We start from the raw sequence: 17,476 nt of genomic DNA, 5'->3' as shown, positions 1-17,476 counted from the left end.
CCGACGGATGACAGGCACATTGGGAGTCCGGACAGGTCAGCAAGCTGCGTGCCGGTCATCCGATTGTTGACAGCGGGACGTCTGAGAGGGGAGCTCACGTGTACGTCGATGAGCGTGACGCGGGTGCGATCCGCCGAGATGAAGGATGGGCGACCATGAGCTCGAATGCTGAAGGGAAAGCGCAAGATCCTCGCCGCAGTCTGGGAGACTTCATCATCGAACTCGAATCTTCAGGCGTGGGCCCGGTCGACACCGAGCTCTGCCACCTGCTGTGGACTGAATGCGCCGGTCGTGCTCTCTTCGCCGAGGCGGTCCTCCGTGCCGCAGCCACCGCCGGCGTCACAGTGGAGCCCGAGTCTGCTGCCTTCGCCGATTGGGTCGTCGAACTGTGTCCACGGCTGTCCCTGGAGCTGGGACCCGGTGACACGGCGGCAGCCTCGGTGCTCGCTCAACTCAGCGCTGTGTCAGAGCCGACCGCCGTGCGGGCGCTGACCGCGGTGGCTGATGACCTCCTCGGCGGAATCGGGGTCAACGACCCCGAAGGAGTGCTGATCCGACTCCACTCCAGCGGGATGCTCACTCGTGTTGAGGATTCGGTGCGGGGCTCACTGCTGCAGGTTCCTACCCTCATCGCGGCCAAGCTGCGATATGACCTCACCACCACACCCGATGCGGGGCCGGTGGTCGCCTCACTTCTCGAAGTGCTCATCGAACATATGGAATCGGCAGGCGCCATTGAGCCCGAACTCCTCAGCGACGTGCTGCTCTTGGCCCGACACGGCGGCTGCTGGCCCCAGCTGCTGCGAGTGACCGAGGCAGTGGGCATACCGATGTTCCTGCTCACTCCGCGGACCGCCTGCACCGCGTTTCGTCTTCTGCCGCCCAAGACTCGTGCGAACTGGCCCGGACTCGAATTCTTCGGAACACTCGCCGAGGACATCGACGCTGATTCCGCTGCCGCCGATCCGGCACGCATCCGTGCCGCCGTGATCAGGCATACCGGGCCCGGACTGCTGAGGTCACGACTGCCGGCGATTCTCGGCGACTCGGCACCGGGAGAAGATGGGAGCGGAGAAATCCGGCCGGACGGATTGCCGGTGGATGTCATCGACACCGTTCGTCAACTGATCGGTCTCGCCGATTCCGGCCGGCACCGTGATGCCGCAGAATTGGGCATCCGTGCCGCGGCGAAGATGCCCAGTGTGCGTGGGCGTTCCGTCGTCCGACTCCTCACTGCGATCGCACTCCACCATGCAGCCGAGTCTCGCCGGGCACTGTCCCTGCTCCATGAGATCGAGGGGCCAGCTCGGGCCGGTCACATCGACGGCGACTTCCTGCTGCCGGCAATCATCGCGTGGACAGCTCTCATCTCGGCCGTCAGCGGCGACTGTGAACGAGCCGATATCCATCTCGCATTGGCAGCAGAGTCGTCCGAGCTCAGCCGAGCCTGTGATGGAACCGGCTCTGTCGCAGGTCGTTCAGCAACACGGCCGAGCGGCATCGTCGACGAGCTCGTCACTCCGCCGCTGCGTATCGCGGCGGCGCTGCGGGCTCTCGACCGTCTCGACGTGCAACGCGCTCGGACGGAATTCGACGCGTTGTCCGCTTACCCCGAGCTGCGAACATTGTGGGTCTATCTGCCTCTCATCGCTCGGACCTTGGCAGTGCTGTCCGCAAAGTCCGAATCCGGGTTGCTCTTCGTCAACGATGATGCCGAGCGGTATCGCGATTCCGGAGTTCTATCCGCCGCTGAGAAGGATCTGCTTGCGTTCGGACGCAGCATGGTCTTCATCGCGCTCGGTCAGCTGCGGTGGGCCGAGCTCGACCGAGAAAGGCTTTCGCCGGCGTGTGATGCGCGCATCGTCCTCGACGTCCGCTCAAAGCTCGTGGCCGGTCGCAACGCCGAGGCGATCGCGTGCGCCGATACCTGGTTCTATCACCGTTCGCTCAGCCCGCGCAGCCGCGCAGAACTCGCCGCCATCCGAGCAGCAGCCAAACTGCGTACAGGGGACCAGGCCGCAGCGCAGAGTGATTTCACGACGGCTGTGAGTCTCTCGACCTGGGTGAGCTCACTGCTGCCGCTTGCACTGCTGCCGCTGACCGATCGCAGCCGACTCGTCGACCTCACAGCCGACTCGCCCGTATGGGCGGAAGCCGCGAACGAGTTCGCCGCGACCTTCGCTTCACCGGAGCAGCTTATGGAGCGGCTGCGCCGCATCGGCTCGGTCTCCGTGGAGCTGGCAGAAGCGCCGCAGCTCAACGTCGGCGAAGCCCAACTCATCGACCTGCTGGCACGTGGCCTGTCCGTTGCCGAGATCGCCGGCGAACTGCAGCAGGTGCCCGGAACCGTGAAGAACCGTCTTTCGGCTCTCTACCGCAAATTCGGAGTTTCGAACCGGGCGGACGTCCTCAGCCGCGCCCGGTCCTTGGGGTACCTCACGCCGTGACGAGGTCCCGCCTTCGGAATCCGAGGATCCCAGCCCCGACGAGGACCACAGCGATCCCTGCCAACCACAGCACCGCCTCGGCGGAGAGATCCTGGGCCGGATACTGGCCGATATGGGTGAACAAGGACAGATCGAGGACCGCGTCGTCGAGCTGCATCAGCCCGCCGAAGAGGGCGAGCACCGCCGAGGCGCCGAAGACGATCCAGCTCAGGCTCATCAGCCGCGGGGCGAGGCCGTAGAGCAGGTAGGCGAATCCGAGCAGCGCCCAGATCGACGGCGCCTGCGCGAGATGCCCGAGCAAGGTCGGCCACACCAGGGACCAATCGTCCATCGACATCGCGGCACCCACCCCTTCACCGAGGCCGGCCATGCCCATCAGCCAACCGGCCCCGACCAGAGTCACCATTGCCCAGGAAGCCAACCATCCGCTGCGGGAGACCGCGGTCGCGAGCACCGGTTCGGTGTGGAAAGAGGACTCCTCCGACCGCAGCCCACCAGCGGCGATGACCGCATACGCGGCGACGATGATGGCGAAGTACAGGGCCATGTATCCGAGGTAGCCGTCGACGATTCCGGACCGACCGCCCATGATCGACAGGATCTCCGGCGGCATCCCCGCCGCTCCTTCGTCCATGGGCCCGGTGAACGATCCGAACACCACACCCATGACCAGCATGCTCATCGACCACCAGATCAGGCTCGAGGCCTGCAGGCGCAGCGCCAGACCCAGCGGCGTCGACAGCAGCGGTCCCGCCTGCGACCGGCCCAGCCGTTCTGCGACGATTCCGGCACCCAGGTCACGACGAGACTGCAGCATCGCGGCCGCGACGACGAGGACCGTGAACAGACCAGCCGAGTACAGCAGCGGCCACCAGCGGTCGAGGGTGAACGGTGCCGTCTGCTGCGCCCACCCCAAGGGCGAGAGCCACGACAGCCAATCGAGGCCACCCCCGGACACGTGCGACATATCACCGATCCCGCGGAGGACGAAGCTGAGTGCGAGCACCGCTCCGGCCATCGACGAGGCGGCCCTGGCGAACGCGCTCAGCTGCACAGTGACCGCGGTGACGGCGGCGAAGACACAGCCCACCGCGCCGATTCCGACCGTGAACAGCATCGTCGCCGACCACGAATCCGGTTCGGCCTGAGAGAATCCGAACGCCGCAGCCATGCCCGCGCTGAGCAAGAGATTCATGAACACCGTGAGCGCAAGGGCGGCGATGAGCTGAGTGTGCCGACCGGTGACGCCGGCGCGAACGAGTTCGGCCCGCCCCGTCTGCTCCTCGGCGCGCGTGTGGCGGGAGATGGTGAGGATCGACATCAGAGCCGCCCCGATCATGAGGAACACCCCGTACATGCCGACGATGAACCGCGGAATCGTCACCTGGTCGAGCCCGTAACCTGGCCCCGTGATGAGCGCCATCACCGGATTCTTCGCGAACGCCGTCATCGCCTGCAGCGAATCCGAATCCATGACCACGGCGATCGCATTAGCGAAGTACGCGGTGAGCGCAGAGAGAGCAAGCACCCAGACCGGCAGCCACAGGCGGTCCCGCCGCAGCATGAATCTCAGCAGATTCCCCAACCCTGCCAGGTTTCCCTCGCCGAGGCGGCCACGCCGAACACGTTCATGTGCACCATGATGATGCCCGGTTCGCGGTGAGTTCCCGTGGCCTCCGTGGACAGTGCGATCCCCGTCGTCCGTGTATGCGGCCAGCAGATTCATGACTCCTCCTTGCCGTAGTGACGCAGTAGCAGCTGCTCGAGGGTCGGCGGGGTCGCGGTGAGCGATTCGACATCGTGTTCGCCGAGCGCCCGCATGATACGGGGCAGCTGCGCCGTATCGGCGCTGAAATGCAGTCGCGAACCTTCGCGGACGAGGTCGTGGACTCCGGTCATCTCGGACAGGGCGGGCACATCGTGTTCGAGCCCGACGGTGATCGTCGTCCGCGACAGGTGCCGCAGCTCGGACAGGGTCCCCGTCTCGACGATGCGACCCGAGCGGATGATCGACACCCGATCGGCCAGGGCTTCGACCTGGGCGAGGATGTGGCTGGAGAGCAGCACCGTGCGACCGGCGTCCTTCGCCTCACGGATGCAGTCCTGGAACACCGCTTCCATAAGCGGGTCGAGTCCGGCCGTCGGCTCGTCGAGGAGCAGCAGTTCGACGTCCGAGGCCAGAGCTGAGATGAGTGCGACCTTCTGCCGGTTGCCCTTCGAATAGGTCCGGCCCTTCTTCCGCGGGTCGAGGTCGAACCGCTCGATGAGCTCATCGCGACGACGCCTGTCCACCCCTCCGCGCAACCGGGCGAACAGGTCGATCGCCTCACCGCCGGTCAGTCCCGGCCACAGCTCCACATCGCCGGGAACATAGGCCAGGCGGCGGTGCAGGGTCACCGCCTTCGACCAGGGATCCTCGCCGAGGAGGCGCACCGTACCCGAGTTGTGTCGCAGGATTCCGAGCAGAATCCGGATCGTCGTCGACTTGCCGGCGCCGTTGGGGCCGAGGAAGCCGTGGACCTCGCCGCGGGCGACCTCGAGGTCGAGACCATCGAGGGCGCGGACGCGTCCGTACGATTTCACGACGTCCCGCATCGAGATCGCCGCCGAGGCGGATGCGCGGCCGTCGTCGGTGCGGCGGGGACGGGTCAATGTGCTCATGGTTCCTCATCTCCTGGTTGAGAGTTGTCGGGGACTGACTCGAGGGCACCGTGCAGGTAGAGGTCGAGCAGATGCGGGGCGAGTCGGGTCATCATTGCGGTGGTGTCATCGGTGCCGAGGACCGAATGCAGGCGGTGCTCGAGCAGGGAGGGGGCCAGGGCCATGACCGCGATGGTCGCCGCCTGTCCACGAGAATCCTCGCTCTGTCGAAAGGTGTAGCCGGCGAATCCTTCGGTGATATAGGACTCGACGAGGTCGACGTAGTGGTCGAAGTAGCGCTGGCCATGCTCGCTGGGGTCGAGCAGGGACTTGACGAGGTAGTCCACAGCAGTGGACATCTCGGGGTCGTCGAACATCATCTGCACTGCCATGGTGGCGTAGCCGGCGTTCGCCGCCTTCGACTCAGCGATTCGCTCGAATACGTGTTCATCACACGCACTGCGCAACGCGTCCTTCGACCCGAAATGGTGGATGACCAGGCCGGGGGAGACCTCGGCGGCAGCGGCGATGCCGCGGACCGTCGTCTTCGTGAACCCGCGGCGGGCGAACTCCGCGACGGCGGCAGAGAGGATCTTCTCGGCAGTCTCCGGAGAGGTGTTGGGAGAGCGGCGCGAGTTGGAATCGGGGTTCGTTGAACGCATGTTTAATATTAAACGCGTGTTCAATGTCGAATGTCAACGGGTCGCGAGAATCTTTGCCTGCACCTATTTACATACAACCATTTGGTTGTATGATTGATCGCATGAAAGGACTTCTCGATGACGAGGCGGATGCGCTGTTCCAAGCATTGGCCGACCGCACCCGGCGCGATATCGTACGCCGAGTCGCAGGAGAAGGGCTTTCGGTGACCGATCTGGCCGCCGACTACGACATGAGCTTCGCCGCAGTGCAGAAGCACGTCGCGGTCCTCGAACGTGCAGGACTGGTGACGAAGCGACGAGTCGGAAAGCAGCAGATCGCTCACGCAGAGGTGGGTCCGCTTCGCACCATCAGGAGCATGCTCGCCGAACTCGAAGACCAGTGGGTCGACCGAGTGCACAGAATCGACGACCTTCTGGCCGGGGACGAACAGGCCGGGTCGTGAAGCAAACCACCGCAATGCTTAAGGAGCAGCCATGCCGGTCATCGACACATTTCATGACGAAGAGACACTGACGCTGACGATCGTCGCCGAGTTCGCGGCGCCGCGCGAACGGGTGTGGGAAGTTTATGCCGATCCCCGCCAGCTCGAGCAGATTTGGGGTCCGCCGACGTATCCGGCCACGGTCGTCGACCATTCGCTCGAGCCCGGCGGCAGAGTCACATACTTCATGACGAGCCCGGAGGGCGAGAAGTTCTGCGGATTGTGGGAACTGACCGCCGTCGACCGTCCCGCGCGCCTGGAGTTCCGCGACTACTTCGCCGATGAGGACTTCAGCGTCGTCGAATCGATGCCGGGAAGCAGCTGCATCTACCGCTTCGAAGCGACCGAGACCGGGACTCGTGCCACCTACGAATCGGTCTTCGACTCGGCTGAGGGACTGCGCACCGTGTTGGAGATGGGTGTCATCGAAGGCTCGACCGGAGCGATCAACCAGATCGACGATCTGCTCGCTCGGCAGTGAGCCGGTGCGGCCGGCGCCCGGCCTCTCCGCAATGCTTCAGCTTTCCTCGCGGGCCTGCATGGAGTGGGCCGGGGCGTCGGGTCGGACGGGAATGATGAGCGCCAGGCCGACCGCCAGAACAATGAGGATGCCCAGCGTTCCTGCCCGCTGGAAGCCGAAGACCGTGATCGCCAGGGCGAACATCGCCGGGCCCAGGAAGCTCACGGCCCTTCCGGTCGTGGCGTAGAGGCCGAAGTTCTCCCCGGCCGACTCCGGCGGAGTGATGCGGGCGAGGAACGACCGGCTCGAGGCCTGGACCGGACCGACGCAGAAGCTGAGTATCAGGGCACAGACCCAGAACACGGCCGCCTCGGCGCTGAAGAGGATCGGCAGTCCGCCGAGGATGATGACGATGAGACCGGCGATGATGACGGGTTTCGGTCCGAGCCGATCATCGAACCACCCGGCGATCATCGCCCCGGCACCGGCGGCGACGTTCGCGGCCACGCCGAGGATGATGATCTGGGAGGCGGAGAACCCGTAGCTGCCGGCGGCGAGGACGCCCGCGAACGAGAAGATCGCGGCCAGACCGTCCCGGAAGACCGCCGAGGCGATGAAGAACCGCAGCGTCTGATGCTCGGTCGACCACATCCGGATCAGACGGCGCACGAGTGCGGCGTAGTCGGCGATGAATGCTCGGATTGGGTGCCCACCCGAAGTGCCCTTGACCTTCGCGCCTGGTGCCGAGAACAGAGCGGGGATCGCGAAGATCGCAAACCACACGGCGGACAGGACCGCGACGATGCGGAACCGGAGTCCCTCCTTGTCGCTGGCGCCGAGGAAGCCGACCTCGGGTTGGATGACGAGGACGAGGAGGATGACGAGGAGGACCAGCCCTCCGACGTATCCCATGCCCCAGCCGAATCCGGAGACCTTGCCGACGTTGTCGGGGTTGGTGATCCGGACCATGATACCGTTGTAGGACACCTCGGCGAATTCGAAGAAGACGCTGCCGACGGCCAAGAGCAGAAGACCCAGCCACAGATAGTCGGGGGAGTCGCGGACGAAGAACAGTCCGAACATCGTGAGCACGACGATCGCGGTGTGCACGCCCAGCCACAGGCGATGCCGACCCCCGGCGTCGGCCCGGGTGCCGGCGGCCGGGGCGACGACAGCGATGACGAAGCCGGCCGCAGCCATCGACCAGCCCAATGCCGAGGATCCGGCCTCCTCGGTGGCGGCGACGGACTTCGTCAGATACGGGGCGAAGACGAAGGTGATGATCACGGCGTTGAAGGACGCCGAGCCCCAGTCCCACAGAGCCCAATTGAAGATGCGCAGGCGATTGCCCGAACCGGGCGGAGTCAGCGTCGAGGCCATGAGGCCACTGTACTGAATGCAGCGTCCGAAGCGAGGTCTGAGCTAGGGTCGGGCCTCCTCGGCAGCAGGATCCGAAATTGCGTTCCCGGATTCGTCCACGATCGGTGCCAGGAGAGAGCATCCTCGGTGAGGCCGCCGTTGGGACCTCCTGCCATGGGCGGGGCGGAACGAGTAGGCTGGTGGCAGCAGAAACGGCCGACCCCGACCAAGGAGCATGTATGCCCATCGCCAGCCCCGAAGTGTATGCCGAGATGATCGACCGCGCGAAGACCCAGGGCTTCGCCTACCCCGCGATCAACTGCACCTCCTCGCAGACGATCAACGCCGCCATCCGCGGGTTCGCCGAGGCCGGATCCGACGGCATCGTGCAGATCTCCACGGGCGGTGCCGAATACATGTCCGGCCCGACGGTCAAGGACCGCGTGCGGGGCGCCATCGCGTTCTCCGTCTTCGCCGCCGAAGTGGCCAAGAGCTACGACGTCAACATCGCGCTGCACACCGACCACGCCCCGAAGGACGCCGTCGAAGCCTGGGTCAAGCCCCTGCTGGCCGCGTCGACCGAGCGCGTGAAGAACGGCGGCGATCCCTACTTCCAGTCGCATATGTGGGACGGTTCCGCCGTTCCGCTCGACGAGAACCTCACTCTCGCCGAGGAGCTGCTCGAGCTCTCGACGGCAGCGCACTCGATCCTCGAGATCGAGGTCGGCGTCGTCGGCGGCGAAGAGGACGGCGTCGAGAACGAGATCAACGACAAGCTCTACACCACCGTCGAGGACGGGCTGGCCACCGCACGAGCGCTGGGTACCGGCGAGAAGGGCCGCTACCTCACGGCTCTGACCTTCGGAAACGTCCACGGCGTGTACAAGCCCGGCAATGTGAAGCTGCGTCCCGAACTCCTCGGTGAGATCCAGGAGAAGGTCGGGGCCGAGGTCGGCAAGAAGGCTCCCTTCGACCTTGTCTTCCACGGCGGCTCGGGTTCGAGTGCAGAAGAGATCGCCGAGGCGGTCCGCCACGGAGTCGTGAAGATGAACATCGACACGGATACCCAGTACGCCTTCACCCGCCCCGTCGTCGAGCACATGTTCCGCAACTACGACGGAGTGCTCAAGATCGACGGCGAGGTCGGCGACAAGAAGCTCTACGACCCGCGCTCCTACGGCAAGGCCGCAGAGAAGGGCATGGCCGAACGCATCGTCGAAGCCTGCCAGAACCTCGGCTCGGCAGGCACCAGCCTGAAGAAGTGAGCCGGCTCAGTCGGCTGGGCCAGCGCAGCCAGCTTAGCCAGCGCGGCCAGCTCGGCTGGTGAGCCGGAGGGCAACAGAGTCTGCCCCGCGAACCGACAGCGGCCGTCGCCCGATTCAGGGCGGCGGCCGCTTTGTGGGGGTGCTGCGCATGCTGAACCGTCGAGAAACGGGCTGAGTGTCGAGAAACGCACGCGCACACCCGTGTCTCGACACTCAGCCCGTTTCTCGGCGAGATTCCACTGTGAATGGCACGAGGCCCGGGACGCCATTGTCCCGGGCCTCGCAGTCTGTCCCTCGGTTCGGCGGACGAGGCGTCAGCCGAACGATCTGCCTCCCGATCGGGCTGCTTGCCGTACGGCCGGCAGCCCGATCGGGAGGGGCATCAGCCTTCCGGCACCGCCTCGCCGGCCTTGAGGCGAGCCACGCGCTGATCCCAGAAGTCGGCATTGCGCACGCCGATCTTCTCGGGCTCGAACACCGGATCCAGGCCGAGCTTGGTCTGGCGTTCGAAGTCGCGCAGGAGCTTGAACGCCGGCTGCTGGAGGATGAGGATCGCGATCACATTCAGCCAGGCCATGAGGCCCACTCCGATGTCGCCGAGCGCCCAGGCGCTGCCCGAGGTCGACATCGCGCCCACGGCCACCGCGATGACGATGACTACCTGCAGCACACGAGTGCCGATCGTCAGGGCCAATGTGCTCTTGGCCTTGCCGAGCAGGTAGACGAGGTTCGTCTCCGCCATGTAGTAGTAGGCGACGATCGTCGTCAGGGCGAAGAGGAAGATCGAGATCGCGATGAAGCCAGCACCGAAGCCGGAGATCATCGTGTCGAGTCCGGCCTGAGGCCACTTCTCACCGGGTGTTGCAGCGATGGCTTCGGCCATCTGACCGCGTCCTGTGCCGATGATGGTCTCGCCGTCGGCATCGAAGACCTTGTACATACCGGTGGAGAGGATCATGAAAGCAGTCGCTGAGCACACGAAGAGGGTGTCGATGTAGATCGAACCGGCCTGCACGAGTCCCTGCTTCGACGGGTGCGAGACCTCGGCGGCAGCGGCAGCGTGCGGGCCGGTGCCCTGTCCGGCCTCGTTCGAGTAGATCCCGCGCTGGACGCCCCACTGAACAGCCATGCCGAGAATGCCGCCGAAGGCCGCGTCCGGTCCTGCGTCGACGCCGAATGCGGAGGTGAAGACGAGCTGGAAGACGGGGATGATCTGGTCGGCGTTGACGAGTGTGACAGCGATCGCCGCAATGATGTAGATGACGGCCATGAAGGGCACCGCGAGTGAGGCGAAGTGGGCGATGCGCTTGACTCCGCCGATGACGATGAAGCCCATGATGACCGCGAGGATGACCGCGGTGATCCATGTCGGAGTTCCCCACGCGTTCTCGACCGCACCGGAGATCGCGTTCGACTGGATGCCCGGGAGCATGAAGCTCATCGCGAGAACCGTGACAGCGGCGAAGACGAGACCGTAGACCTTGAACAGGCCCTTGGCCTTCGTGTGCCGGTAGGCCTTCTCGATGTAGAAAGCCGGTCCGCCGCGGTATTCGCCGCTCTTGGGGTCCTGTTCCTTGAAGACCTGGCCGAGAGTCGACTCGACATAGGACGTTGAGGCTCCTAGCAGCGCGGAGATCCACATCCACACCACCGCGCCAGGTCCGCCGAAGCCGATTGCGGTGGCGACACCGGCGATGTTGCCCACGCCGACGCGACCGGCCAACGACATCGCGAGAGCTTGGAAGGAGGAGACGCCCTCGTTCGAGCTCTTCCCGCGGAACATCTGCGTGAAGATCGCTTTGATCTGTCGGATCTGGACGGCTCGGGAGCGGATCGTGAAGTACACGCCGGCACCGAGGCAGAGGTACACGAGGGCGGAGGACCAGATGATTCCGTTGAGCCAATCAAGGACTGCGGACACGCTTTTCCAATCAGAGGGGGGCAGGGGTTTCTGAGCATCGAAACAGTGAAGGACCTGTGTTTTCTCTGTGATGCACCTCATAAGTGAAACCGATTGTCATCGGTGACGCAAATCGAATTCGCCGAGGCGGCTCCCCGGTGCGCCGCCGAAGTCGCGGCCGTTGGATGGGCTGCGGCTGGGAGCGGTTCGCGGCGGTTGTGGGCGTGATGTGGGGTGACGGCGGGGAGTGCCCCGGCTGTCCCGGCAAGGGAAGTTTCGCTGTGGCGAGCAGGGCCGCCTCGGCGAATTGTTGCGAAGTCGTTGCGAACTGGATCACTTCATGTGCGTCAGTTCACTATTTGGGACGGGAACCGTAAGATGTGGTGCGGATCTCTTCGAGCAAAGAAGACACGAAGAGCACTTGTGAAAGACAGGAACACCATGAAACGACGAACTGGCGCAAAGGCCGTGGCCATCGCTGCGGCCGGCGCTCTGCTCCTCTCCGCCTGCTCGACCTCGACGACCGGAGGCGGCGGCGGGGACGACAAAGGCGGAATGCTCACGGTCGGAACCACGGACAAGGTTGTGGCGTTGGATCCGGCCGCCGCGTACGACAACGGAAGCTCCCTCGTCGAGCAGCAGATCTACCCGTACATCCTCGCCTACAAGCCGGGTACGGCCGAGCTCAACCCTTCGATCGCCGAGTCCGCTGACTTCACCGAGCCGACGAAGTACGAGGTCAAGCTCAAGGACGGACTCAAGTACGCCAACGGCAACGAACTGACCTCCTCGGACGTGAAGTTCTCCTTCGATCGTCAGCTGAAGATCCAGGATCCCAACGGGCCCTCTTCGCTGCTCGGCGGCCTGAAGTCCGTGGAGACCCCGGATGAGAAGACCGTCGTCTTCAACCTCAAGCGCAAGAACGACCAGACCTGGCCCGGAGTCCTGGCCAGCGCCGCCGGCCCGATCGTCGATAAAGACGTATTCTCGGCCGACAAGGTCACGAAGGACCAGGAGATCGTCGACGGCAAGGCCTTCGCCGGCCCGTACACGATCGACGGCTTCAAGTTCAACGAGCTGATCACCTACAAGGCGAACCCGGACTACAAGGGCTTCATCGAGCCGGCGAAGACCGAGACCGTGCAGATGAAGTACTACTCGGACGCGAACAACATGAAGCTCGACGTCCAGGAGAACACCATCGACGTCGCGTGGCGTTCGCTCTCGGCCACCGACGTCGAGGACCTCGGCAAGAACGAGGACCTCAAGGTCCACAAGGGTCCCGGTGGCGAGATCCGGTACATCGTGTTCAACTACGACACGATGCCCTTCGGCGCGAAGACCGATGACGCCGACGAGAAGAAGGCGCTCGCTGTCCGCCAGGCCATGGCCGACTCCGTCGACCGTCAGGCGATCGCCAGCCAGGTCTACAAGGACACCTTCACTCCGCTGTACTCGCACGTGCCCGACGGGCTTCCCGGCTCCGACGAACCGCTGAAGTCCGAATACGGCGACGGCAAGGGCGGCGCCGACGTCGAGAAGGCGAAGAAGGCGCTCAAGGACGCCGGAGTCAAGACCCCGGTCGAGCTCAAGCTCCAGTACAACCCTGACCACTACGGCCCCTCCTCAGGCGATGAGTACGCCCTGGTCAAGGACCAGCTGGACAAGACCGGGCTGTTCAACGTCAAGCTGCAGTCGACCGAGTGGGTCCAGTACTCGAAGGACCGCACCGACGACGTCTACCCGATGTACCAGCTGGGCTGGTTCCCGGACTACTCGGATGCCGACAACTACCTCATGCCGTTCTTCTATGACACGGATGAGACTCCGTCGTTCCTCGCCAACCACTACCGTGACGAGGCGATGAACAAGGAGCTCAACGCTCAGTCCTCGATCGCTGATAAGGGCAAGCGCGAAGATGCCCTGAAGAAGATCCAGGGTGAGCTGGCCGACGAACTGCCGACCCTGCCGCTGCTGCAGGGCAACCAGATCGCCGTGTCCGGCAAGGACGTCAAGGGCGTCGACGACACCCTCGACCCCGCTTTCCAGTTCCGTCTGGCACTGCTGAGCAAGTGATCACCCACACGAGGTGCAGGTGAGCCGATCAGGCCGCCTGCACCTCGTGGCGCGTCCGCGGTGAGATCCGTACACCTGCAGTGAACCTCGCCGAGCTGTCTCTTGCCGCTCGCGCATCGAAACACATCCCATAAGGAACACATGTCTGCTGCCATCAGCGAACCAGGGGCTGAGGCCGCCGAGACTTCGGTCGCGGTCAAGAAGCCCTCGGGAGGCGGTCTGGGACGTTATGTCCTCATCCGCTTCCTGCTCATCATTCCCACCATCTTCATTCTCACCACTCTGGTGTTCTTCCTCATGCGCATCACCGGTGACCCGATCACCGCAGCGTTGGGAGGACGCCTGACGAAGGCCCAACTGGCCGAGCGCGTCCACGCCGCCGGCTACGACCGGCCCATCCTCGTCCAGTACTTCGAATACTTGGGCAATCTGCTCAAGGGCGACTTCGGCACAGCGGTCTCCGACGGGCAGCCGGTCTCGTCGATCCTGCTCAACTACGGAGCAGCGACCGTCGAACTCGTCTTCTACGCGCTCATCGTCGCGTTCATCCTCGGCATCCCGCTGGGCATGCTCGCCGCCTACCACCGCGACAAGGCCCCCGACGCGGCACTGCGTGTGCTCGCGATCCTCGGCTATGCGACCCCGGTGTTCTTCGCGGGCATGATCCTCAAGCTCGTCTTCGGCGTCTTCCTGCCGATCCTGCCCGTCGCCGGCCGCGGCACCACAGAGACCGAATACATCATGTCCGGTGTCGTCGGCCCGACGAGGTTCTACCTCATCGACGCCCTGCGCATCGGCAACTTCTCGGTCCTCGGCGATGTGCTCGCCCATGCGGTGCTGCCGGCGATCGCCCTCGGCGTGCTCACCGCCGGAGTGTTCCTCCGGCTCGTGCGCACGAACCTCATCGGCACGCTCGAGCAGCAGTACGTCGACTCCGGTCGATCCCGCGGAATCTCCGAATACCGCCTGGTCACCAAGCATGCGTACCGTCCAGCGCTGATCCCGATCATCACGGTCATGGGTATGCAGATCGCGCTCATGCTCGCCGGCGCCGTGCTCACCGAGACGACGTTCGAGTGGAAGGGACTCGGTTTCAAACTCGCCGAGTACCTGACCGCCCGTGACTTCGTGGCAGTGCAGGGAATCGTCGTGTTCCTCGCCGTCATCGTCGCGGTCACGAACTTCCTCGTCGACGTCATCGCCGCGTTCATCGACCCGAGAGTGAGGTACTGATGTCCACTCCAGACAACCCGCAGAACCAGGGCCCGGCTGAAGAGGCCCAGACCTTCGCCGAGGAGGCTCCCGGCTCCGGAATACCGGCAGTGGCGTTCGACGACCGGGCCAAGAAGTCCTGGTTCTCCCGCCTGCCGATCATCTCGCATCTGCGCCAGTCCGTGGGGCTGCAGCGCGGAATGCTCATCACCGGCCTCGTGCTGTGCGGAATCGTGCTCATCTGCGCGATCTTCGCTCCGCTCATCGCCCCGTACGGTTTCAACCAGCTGGGCACCTCCGAGGGCAACTTCGGGTCGAAGCTGCCACCCGGCGGCACCCATATCTGGGGCACGACCGTCGGCGGCTACGATGTCTTCTCCCGTGTCGTCTGGGGCGCCCAGACCGCAGTGGCCGTCATCGTCGTGGCCGTGGTCATGTCGATCTTCGCCGGTGTCATCCTCGGTCTCGTCTCCGGCTACATCGGCGGATGGCTCGACCGCATCCTCGTCGTCATCGCCGATGCCGTCTACGCCTTCCCGACCCTGCTGCTGGCGCTGGTCATGTCGATTGCGATCTCCGGCGGTCAGTCGAGTGCGTGGGGCGGCATCGCCGCGGCCGCATTCTCGATCACGGTCGTCTTCATCCCGCAGTACTTCCGCGTCGTCCGTGCCGAGACGCTGCGGCTGAAGGCCGAACCGTTCGTCGAATCGGCGATCGTCCTCGGCGCCTCGAAGACGCGGATCATCTCCAAGCACATCTTCCGCAATGCTACTCGGACCCTGCCGCTGATCTTCACACTCAACTCGTCCGAGGCGATTCTGACCTTGGCCGGACTCGGGTTCCTGGGCTTCGGAATCGAACCCACTTCGGCGTCGGAATGGGGATACGACCTCAACAAGGCACTGCCGGACGTCACCTCCGGTGTGTGGTGGACGGCGGTGTTCCCGGGCGTGGCCATCGTGCTCACGGTGCTGGGAATCACCTTGGTCGGTGAGTCGATGAACGACCTCAACGACCCGCGTCTGCGCGTGCGACGCAAAGCCAAGGTCAAGAACGTCAAGCCCGCGGAGGTCACGGCATGAGCAAGCAGAAACACGAGCGGACCGCCTCGGCGACGGGCAGCATCCTCGATGTCGACAGGCTCGACGTCACCTTCTCCACCGACGGCGGGGACGTCCACGCGGTCAAGGACGTGTCGCTGAGCGTCTCGCCCGGTGAGGTGCTGGCGATTGTGGGTGAGTCGGGGTCCGGCAAGACCGTGACCGCCCGATCCATCCTCGGTCTGCTTCCCGAGACGGCGCAGCGAACCGGGGCCATCGTCATCTCCGGCGCGAACGTGCTCAGCGTCTCCGCCGATGAGCTGCGGGCCATGCGCGGCCGGGATGTGGCGATGGTCTTCCAGGAGCCGTCGACGGCGCTCAACCCCGTCTTCACGGTCGGGTGGCAGATTGCCGAAGGTCTGCGCGCGCACGATAGGAAGGCGAACAAGGCCGACCTCAAGGCGCGCGTAGTCAAGGCCATGCGGCAGGTCGGGATCCCCGATGCCGAAAGCCGTTTCGACTACTACCCGCACCAGTTCTCGGGCGGGCAGAAGCAGCGCATCGTCATCGCCATGGCCCTCGCTCTCGGGGCGAAGCTCATCGTCGCCGACGAGCCCACCACCGCACTCGACGTCACCGTGCAGGCAGAGATCCTCGACCTGCTGCGCGATCTGCGAGACGAGACGGGCACTGCCATCGTTCTCATCACCCACAACATGGGCGTCGTCGCCGACCTCGCCGATCGAGTGGCCGTGATGCTGCGCGGCGACCTCGTCGAAGTCTCGACCGTCGAGCAGCTCTTCAACGATCCGCAGGAGCAGTACACGCGCGAACTCCTCGCCGCGGTGCCGCGGATCGGGTCGACCGTGGCCGGAAGCCGCAAGGCGGCCGCCGCCTCAGCGCGCACTGACTCGACGGGGGAGGCCTCGGGTGGGGTCGCCTCGGCGGGGGAGACGTCGGACGGGGGTGCCTCGGCGGGGGAGACGTCGGACGGGGGTGCCTCGGCGAAGGAGGGAGCCGCCTCGGCGAAGGACGGGGACGCACGCGAATCGATCGTGACCGCGCGCGAGCTCGATATCGTCTATCCGGGCGGGATCGGCAAGTCGGACTTCCACGCGGTGAAGAAGGTGAGCTTCGATATCAAGGCCGGCGAAGTCTACGGGCTCGTCGGTGAGTCGGGGTCGGGCAAGACGACGATCGGACGCGCGATTGCGGGCCTGACCAGGGCCAGCGGCGGCAGCCTCTCCGTCCTCGGGCACGAGATGGTCGGGTTCAAGGAGCGTGAGTTCTCGAAGATCCGGCGACGGATCGGGTTCGTGTTCCAGGACCCGGCGGCCTCGTTCAATCCTCATCTGTCGATCGGGGAGTGCATCGCCGAACCGTTCGCGATCCATCGCCGGGAGATGAGTGCGAACGACCGGTCGCAGCGAGTGGCCGAACTCCTCGATTCTGTGCAGCTGCCGAAGGCGTATGCGGCGCGGTATCCGCATGAGCTCTCCGGCGGTCAGCGGCAGAGGGCGTCCCTGGCGCGCGGACTGGCGCTCGATCCGGAGCTGCTCATCGCCGACGAGCCGACCTCGGCGCTCGATGTGTCCGTGCAGGCGAAGGTGCTCGAGCTCTTCGTCGAGCTGCAGAACCGCTTCGACTTCGCGGCCCTGTTTATCAGCCACGACCTCGCCGTGGTCGATATGCTCTCCGACCGCATCGGGGTGCTCTTCCACGGCGAGCTGCTCGAAGAGGGCACGGGTGAGCAGGTGCTCGGTGCGCCGCAGGAGGACTACACGAAACGCCTCATCGCCTCACTGCCGGTCCCGGACCCGAAGGAGCAGGCGAAGCGCCGCGAGCTGGCAAGAACCCTCCGCCCAACCCCCTAATTACTACCTGACGGCGGCGCAGCAACCTCGCGCTGGAGTGGTCCCCAATAGTTGGACTG

General features: G+C 65.0%; 13 protein-coding genes. 8 read left to right on the top strand and 5 right to left on the bottom strand.

Features of this window, described 5'->3' with window-relative positions; translation table 11 throughout:
* The first annotated feature begins 155 nt into the window (after window positions 1–155).
* Complete coding sequence (locus tag KTJ89_RS15375; protein WP_259358366.1) at window positions 156–2,447, top strand: helix-turn-helix transcriptional regulator; 2,292 nt, start codon at window positions 156–158, stop codon at window positions 2,445–2,447.
* On the opposite strand, the gene KTJ89_RS15370 is transcribed toward KTJ89_RS15375, so the two are convergent.
* From KTJ89_RS15370 to KTJ89_RS15360, 3 genes are read right to left on the bottom strand one after another with little or no spacing between them, the layout of a single operon-like run.
* On the bottom strand, window positions 2,437–4,173 hold the full coding sequence (locus KTJ89_RS15370; RefSeq protein WP_259358365.1) for an ABC transporter permease: 1,737 nt from the start codon (window positions 4,171–4,173) through the stop codon (window positions 2,437–2,439). The genes KTJ89_RS15375 and KTJ89_RS15370 overlap by 11 nt on opposite strands.
* Entirely contained in the window at window positions 4,170–5,108 is a 939-nt protein-coding gene (locus KTJ89_RS15365) for an ABC transporter ATP-binding protein (RefSeq protein ID WP_259358364.1), read from the bottom strand. The genes KTJ89_RS15370 and KTJ89_RS15365 overlap by 4 nt, the downstream gene beginning before the upstream one ends.
* Window positions 5,105–5,749, bottom strand: a complete 645-nt coding sequence (locus KTJ89_RS15360; RefSeq protein WP_172171889.1) for a TetR/AcrR family transcriptional regulator — start codon at window positions 5,747–5,749, stop codon at window positions 5,105–5,107. Before KTJ89_RS15360 ends, KTJ89_RS15365 begins: the two co-directional genes overlap by 4 nt.
* A gap of 101 nt (window positions 5,750–5,850) precedes the next feature.
* Here KTJ89_RS15360 and KTJ89_RS15355 point away from each other — a divergent pair, with 101 nt between their 5' ends.
* Together KTJ89_RS15355 and KTJ89_RS15350 are read left to right on the top strand one after the other, a co-directional pair.
* Entirely contained in the window at window positions 5,851–6,192 is a 342-nt protein-coding gene (locus KTJ89_RS15355; protein WP_259358363.1) for an ArsR/SmtB family transcription factor, read from the top strand.
* 31 nt (window positions 6,193–6,223) lie between these two features.
* Window positions 6,224–6,712 (top strand): SRPBCC family protein, encoded by a 489-nt coding sequence (locus KTJ89_RS15350; RefSeq protein WP_172171885.1) that lies wholly within the window; start codon window positions 6,224–6,226, stop codon window positions 6,710–6,712.
* A gap of 36 nt (window positions 6,713–6,748) precedes the next feature.
* Here KTJ89_RS15350 and KTJ89_RS15345 read toward each other — a convergent pair whose 3' ends face one another.
* Window positions 6,749–8,071 (bottom strand): MFS transporter, encoded by a 1,323-nt coding sequence (locus KTJ89_RS15345; protein WP_259358362.1) that lies wholly within the window; start codon window positions 8,069–8,071, stop codon window positions 6,749–6,751.
* A gap of 218 nt (window positions 8,072–8,289) precedes the next feature.
* On the opposite strand from KTJ89_RS15345, the gene fbaA reads away from it, so the two are divergent.
* On the top strand, window positions 8,290–9,315 hold the full coding sequence (gene fbaA / locus KTJ89_RS15340) for a class II fructose-bisphosphate aldolase (protein WP_139469083.1): 1,026 nt from the start codon (window positions 8,290–8,292) through the stop codon (window positions 9,313–9,315).
* Window positions 9,316–9,697: 382 nt separating this feature from the next.
* On the opposite strand, the gene KTJ89_RS15335 is transcribed toward fbaA, so the two are convergent.
* Entirely contained in the window at window positions 9,698–11,236 is a 1,539-nt protein-coding gene (locus tag KTJ89_RS15335) for an alanine/glycine:cation symporter family protein (protein ID WP_139469084.1), read from the bottom strand.
* A gap of 420 nt (window positions 11,237–11,656) precedes the next feature.
* Between KTJ89_RS15335 and KTJ89_RS15330 the strand changes: the two genes are divergently transcribed.
* From KTJ89_RS15330 to KTJ89_RS15315, 4 genes are all read left to right on the top strand, one after another.
* A complete protein-coding gene (locus KTJ89_RS15330) occupies window positions 11,657–13,291 on the top strand; it encodes an ABC transporter substrate-binding protein (RefSeq protein ID WP_259358361.1) in 1,635 nt (544 codons plus the stop codon).
* A gap of 141 nt (window positions 13,292–13,432) precedes the next feature.
* Window positions 13,433–14,524: an ABC transporter permease gene (locus KTJ89_RS15325; RefSeq protein ID WP_139469086.1), complete on the top strand. Its 1,092-nt coding sequence runs from the start codon at window positions 13,433–13,435 to the stop codon at window positions 14,522–14,524.
* Window positions 14,524–15,585: an ABC transporter permease gene (locus KTJ89_RS15320; RefSeq protein ID WP_259358360.1), complete on the top strand. Its 1,062-nt coding sequence runs from the start codon at window positions 14,524–14,526 to the stop codon at window positions 15,583–15,585. Before KTJ89_RS15325 ends, KTJ89_RS15320 begins: the two co-directional genes overlap by 1 nt.
* Window positions 15,582–17,417 carry a dipeptide ABC transporter ATP-binding protein gene (locus tag KTJ89_RS15315; RefSeq protein ID WP_259358359.1) on the top strand — a complete coding sequence of 612 codons (1,836 nt, stop codon included), beginning with the start codon at window positions 15,582–15,584 and terminating at the stop codon, window positions 17,415–17,417. Before KTJ89_RS15320 ends, KTJ89_RS15315 begins: the two co-directional genes overlap by 4 nt.
* Window positions 17,418–17,476: the final 59 nt, after the last annotated feature.

This window comes from Brevibacterium sediminis, assembly GCF_024895295.1.
Taxonomy (GTDB): Bacteria; Actinomycetota; Actinomycetes; order Actinomycetales; family Brevibacteriaceae; genus Brevibacterium; species Brevibacterium sediminis.
This window is presented reverse-complemented; position numbering and strand designations above follow the sequence as displayed.

Bases quoted from the DNA above. Each gene is read 5' to 3' on its own strand.
- KTJ89_RS15375 (WP_259358366.1), top strand. From the start codon at position 156: ATGAGCTCGAATGCTGAAGGGAAAGCGCAAGATCCTCGCCGCAGTCTG.
- KTJ89_RS15370 (WP_259358365.1), bottom strand. From the start codon at position 4,173: ATGAATCTGCTGGCCGCATACACGGACGACGGGGATCGCACTGTCCAC.
- KTJ89_RS15365 (WP_259358364.1), bottom strand. From the start codon at position 5,108: ATGAGCACATTGACCCGTCCCCGCCGCACCGACGACGGCCGCGCATCC.
- KTJ89_RS15360 (WP_172171889.1), bottom strand. From the start codon at position 5,749: ATGCGTTCAACGAACCCCGATTCCAACTCGCGCCGCTCTCCCAACACC.
- KTJ89_RS15355 (WP_259358363.1), top strand. From the start codon at position 5,851: ATGAAAGGACTTCTCGATGACGAGGCGGATGCGCTGTTCCAAGCATTG.
- KTJ89_RS15350 (WP_172171885.1), top strand. From the start codon at position 6,224: ATGCCGGTCATCGACACATTTCATGACGAAGAGACACTGACGCTGACG.
- KTJ89_RS15345 (WP_259358362.1), bottom strand. From the start codon at position 8,071: ATGGCCTCGACGCTGACTCCGCCCGGTTCGGGCAATCGCCTGCGCATC.
- fbaA (WP_139469083.1), top strand. From the start codon at position 8,290: ATGCCCATCGCCAGCCCCGAAGTGTATGCCGAGATGATCGACCGCGCG.
- KTJ89_RS15330 (WP_259358361.1), top strand. From the start codon at position 11,657: ATGAAACGACGAACTGGCGCAAAGGCCGTGGCCATCGCTGCGGCCGGC.
- KTJ89_RS15325 (WP_139469086.1), top strand. From the start codon at position 13,433: ATGTCTGCTGCCATCAGCGAACCAGGGGCTGAGGCCGCCGAGACTTCG.
- KTJ89_RS15320 (WP_259358360.1), top strand. From the start codon at position 14,524: ATGTCCACTCCAGACAACCCGCAGAACCAGGGCCCGGCTGAAGAGGCC.
- KTJ89_RS15315 (WP_259358359.1), top strand. From the start codon at position 15,582: ATGAGCAAGCAGAAACACGAGCGGACCGCCTCGGCGACGGGCAGCATC.